3 protein-coding genes are annotated in these 3,663 nt (G+C 71.0%); all 3 read left to right on the forward strand.

Annotation, left to right across the window (positions count from 1 at the left end; all coding sequences use genetic code 11):
* The first annotated feature begins 214 nt into the window (after nucleotides 1–214).
* The 3 genes from CD790_RS34195 (at nucleotide 215) to CD790_RS34205 (ending at nucleotide 3,646) form a co-directional block, all read left to right on the forward strand.
* Nucleotides 215–1,327 carry a site-specific integrase gene (locus CD790_RS34195; RefSeq protein ID WP_144387273.1) on the forward strand — a complete coding sequence of 371 codons (1,113 nt, stop codon included), beginning with the start codon at nucleotides 215–217 and terminating at the stop codon, nucleotides 1,325–1,327.
* A gap of 7 nt (nucleotides 1,328–1,334) precedes the next feature.
* Complete coding sequence (locus CD790_RS34200; protein ID WP_144387274.1) at nucleotides 1,335–1,670, forward strand: helix-turn-helix transcriptional regulator; 336 nt, start codon at nucleotides 1,335–1,337, stop codon at nucleotides 1,668–1,670.
* A 545-nt stretch (nucleotides 1,671–2,215) separates the two neighbouring features.
* Entirely contained in the window at nucleotides 2,216–3,646 is a 1,431-nt protein-coding gene (locus tag CD790_RS34205) for a hypothetical protein (RefSeq protein WP_144387275.1), read from the forward strand.
* The last annotated feature ends 17 nt before the right edge of the window (nucleotides 3,647–3,663 follow it).

Here is a 3,663-nt window from a genome sequence, read left to right on the forward strand (position 1 = left end):
CTCGACATCGACCACATGGTGCCGCTCGCGGAGGCGTGGGACAGCAAGTAGGCGGAGTTGGGCCAGACGCAACATTCCGCCCGTTGCCGCTGACAGCTTGGGGGAGCTGGTGGGCTCTGGCGTCACCCGGTCGGGTGGCGTTGTGGGCTTTCTGACCTGAGGTGGGGCATCCAACGCCACGATGTTGCATCCGATGCAACTGTCTGGAGCGTGGATGAGCGGGGTGGATCTGCCGGGCGCGATCCGGCTGGTGCGCGCGGACAACGTGCGCGCACTGGACCCGGCCCCGGCGATGTTCGACGCCATGCTGCAAGGGTGGGAACAGCAGCAGCGCAGCCGGCTCTTGGCACGAAAGACGATCAGTGACCGGCTGAGCCTGGTGCGGCGGTTCGCCGCGTTCGCAGGTACCTACCCGTGGGACTGGACGCCGGAGGATGTCGAGGCGTACTTCTCCACCCGGCTCTCGCGCGGCGAGGTCGTGTGGTCCACCGTCCGGGGTCAGCAGGGCGACCTGGAGATGTTCTGCTCCTTCATTACGGACACCCGGTACGGGTGGGGGAGGGCATGTCTGGAGGAGTTCGGCCGGTTCCCGGTCCAGGTGTGCCACGACTGGAACACCGCTCAGCACGTTGCTGACTTCGAGGGCCGTCCCGGCCGGCGTGCGTTCACCTACGACGAACTGCAGACCTTCTTCGACGCGGCTGACGACCGGGTGGAGCAGATCCGCAAGAAGGGCCGTAAGGGCGTACTGGCCGCCTGGCGGGACTCGGTGCTGGTCAAGCAGGTCTACGCGTACGGGACCCGGCGCCGCGAGACGTCGATGCTGGACCTCACCGACCTGCGGCACAATCCACGCGCTCCCCAGTACGGGCGCCTCGGTGCCTTGGAGGTCCGGCACGGCAAGGCATCGAGGGGAAGTCCGCCGAAGCGGCGAACGGTGTTGACGGTGCCGGAGATCGAATGGATTGTCCCCGTCGTCCAGGAGTGGGTGGAGGAGGTCCGATGCGGGTTTTCGCCGGGCCGGCACCCCGCGTTGTGGGTCTCGGAGCGGTGCGGGCGGCTCGGCGTGCGCCGCCTGGACGAGGTCTTCGCCGCCATCCGCGAGCACGCCGGCCTTCCCGACGAGCTGGATCTGCACTGCCTGCGGCACACCTACATCACGCACCTGATCGAGTTCGGATATCCCGAGAGGTTCGTCCAGGAGCAGGTCGGGCACGCCTACGCGTCGACGACCGCGTTGTACACGTGGGTGTCGGATGAGTACCGCAACCGGCTGATCGAGAGCGCCCTCCAGCGGCGGCTGGCGGGCAGGGGTGGAGGGGGCTGATGCCGCAGTGATGCAGCGCATGGGGTTCACATGGAACCTGCGCCGGCTGATGGCCGAGCGGGAGATGTACCAGACCACCGACCTGGTCCCGCTCCTGGCCGACTACGGCGTCCACCTCTCCCGCGAGCAGGTCTACCGCCTGGTCGCCCAGCCCCCGCAGCGGCTGTCGATGGACGTCCTGGCCGCGCTGTGCGGCATCCTCGATGTCACTCCCGCAGACCTGATCACGGTCACCGAGGTCCGCGCTCAGGTCGCGAAGCCGACGGCGACGGGGGAGAGCACGAGCGTGGCGAAGGCGCCGCCGGTGCGGCGAGTACGCGTACGGCGCCCGGGAGAGCGGTGACCGGTCCAGGACCGGCGCGAGCGACGTGGGCCGAGCTCGCGCGGCAGATCACCCGGTACCTTCCCGAGCTATCCGCACAGGAGGCGGACCGGATCGTGGCCGCACTGACGCCGTCGGCCCGCGGCCGCATCCGGGCCCACCTGACCGTGCACCCGGACGCGTTGGTCAGCGGCGACTCGGCTGCGCCGGGCTCCGTTCAGGCCCTCATCATCGCCCTGGCCGAGGCTGGGGTGGGGGGAGTGAGGAGGCCAGCGTGTCTGCGGTGCGGGCGGGCACGGCCACTGCGACGGGCAGTGCCCGGCGGCCGGGTCTGCCTCGGCTGCGAAGGCGTCCTCGCGGGCCAAGGTGACGTCGGCCCGTGCAGCGTGTGCGGGACGGTGAAGCCTCGGCCAAGCCGGAAGACCTGCGCGTCCTGCCGCCGTGCCCAGCTCGCCGTCGGCCGCTCCTGCTCCATCTGCGGAAAGGAGCCGACGCCGATGGACCCGTGCGTGTCCTGCCGCCCCCGGCCCCCGGCTCCGTGCGCGCTGTGCGCAACCAGCGCCCCGGTGTGTGCGAGGTGGCCGCTGGGCCCGGTCTGCCAGTCCTGCTACAGCGACGCCCGGCGCCAGCCGGCCATCTGCCCGCGCTGCGAGCGGCGCCGAGTTCTGATCGCCCGTTCTCGACACCGCCGCGTCTGCGGCCCGTGCGCCGGCCACCCGGACCCCTACGCCTGCCCCCGGTGCGGCGAGCCCCGCTCCTACCAGGTCCGCGGACTGTGCGACCGCTGCACGGTGAAGGACCGACTCGCCACACTGTTCAACGCCGCCCCCGACGGCACCGACCAGTACGTCCACATGCGCGTGGCCCTCGCTGACTGTCCGGAACCGGGCACAGTGCTGAACTGGCTGCGCAACTCCCGTTCCGCCCGCCTGCTGGCGGACCTCATCGCCACCGGCCGCCCCCTCACCCACGCCGACCTGGACGCCACCGCCACCGCCAGCCGATCCGGCGCGAGGGTCTCCGACTACCTGCGCGGCCTCCTCATCGCCTACCAGGTGCTCCCAGAACGCGATGAACTCTCCGCCCGGATCACCCTCCACCTCGACCGGGTCACCACCCGCCATCCCGATCACGCAGTCCTGCTCCGGTCCTATGTCCGCTGGTCCCTGCTGCCCCGCGCCCGCCGCCACCAGCGTCTCCGTGGCGGCGGGTCCAAGCACCGGATCCGTTGGGCCTACACCCGCATCAACGTCGCCGCCGACTTCCTCGCGACGATGGCCGCCCGCGGACTGGCCATCGGAGCGGTCACCCAGCACCAGGTCGACGCCTGGCTCGCCGGGAATCCAGGAACTCGGTACGAGGTCCGCGACTTCGTCGTCTGGGCCCACCGCCGCCACCATGCCCGGGCACTGGAAGTCCCGCACCGCCCCAAGGCTGACCCAGTCGGACTGGACGAGGACTCCCAGTGGGACCTGCTGCATCAGTGCCTGACCGATGCTGGCCTCCCGCTCGATGTCCGGGCGGCAGGGGCAATTCTCCTGCTCTTCGGGCAGCACCTCACCCGGATTGCCGCGCTGACCACCACCGCCCTGTCCACCGCCGACGACACCAGCTTCCTCACTCTCGACCGCACACCCATCCCCCTGCCCGACTCCCTCGCCCGGCTCCTGACCGACCTCACCAAGCGCCCCGCGCCTACCGGCTGGGCCGCGAACACGCCCTCGGGCTGGCTGTTCCCCGGTCACCTCCCCGGCGCCCATGTCTCCTCCGCAGTCCTCAGCCGCCGTTTGGCCGCCCACCACATCCCCAACCGCCCAGCCCGCACCACCGCTCTCGTTGCCCTCGCCCAGGAGCTGCCTCCCGCCGTCCTGGGCCCGATGCTCGGGCTCCACCCGATCACCGCCACCCATTGGCGCCGGCGCGCGGCCACCGACTGGACCGCCTACCTCGCAGCCCGCGCCCGTGGCGACCAGCGGAATACAGCACGTTCGGAATGACGCTCCCCGCCAGCTGG

It is taken from the genome of Streptomyces sp. SAJ15 (assembly GCF_007595705.1).
Classification (GTDB): Bacteria; Actinomycetota; Actinomycetes; order Streptomycetales; family Streptomycetaceae; genus Streptomyces.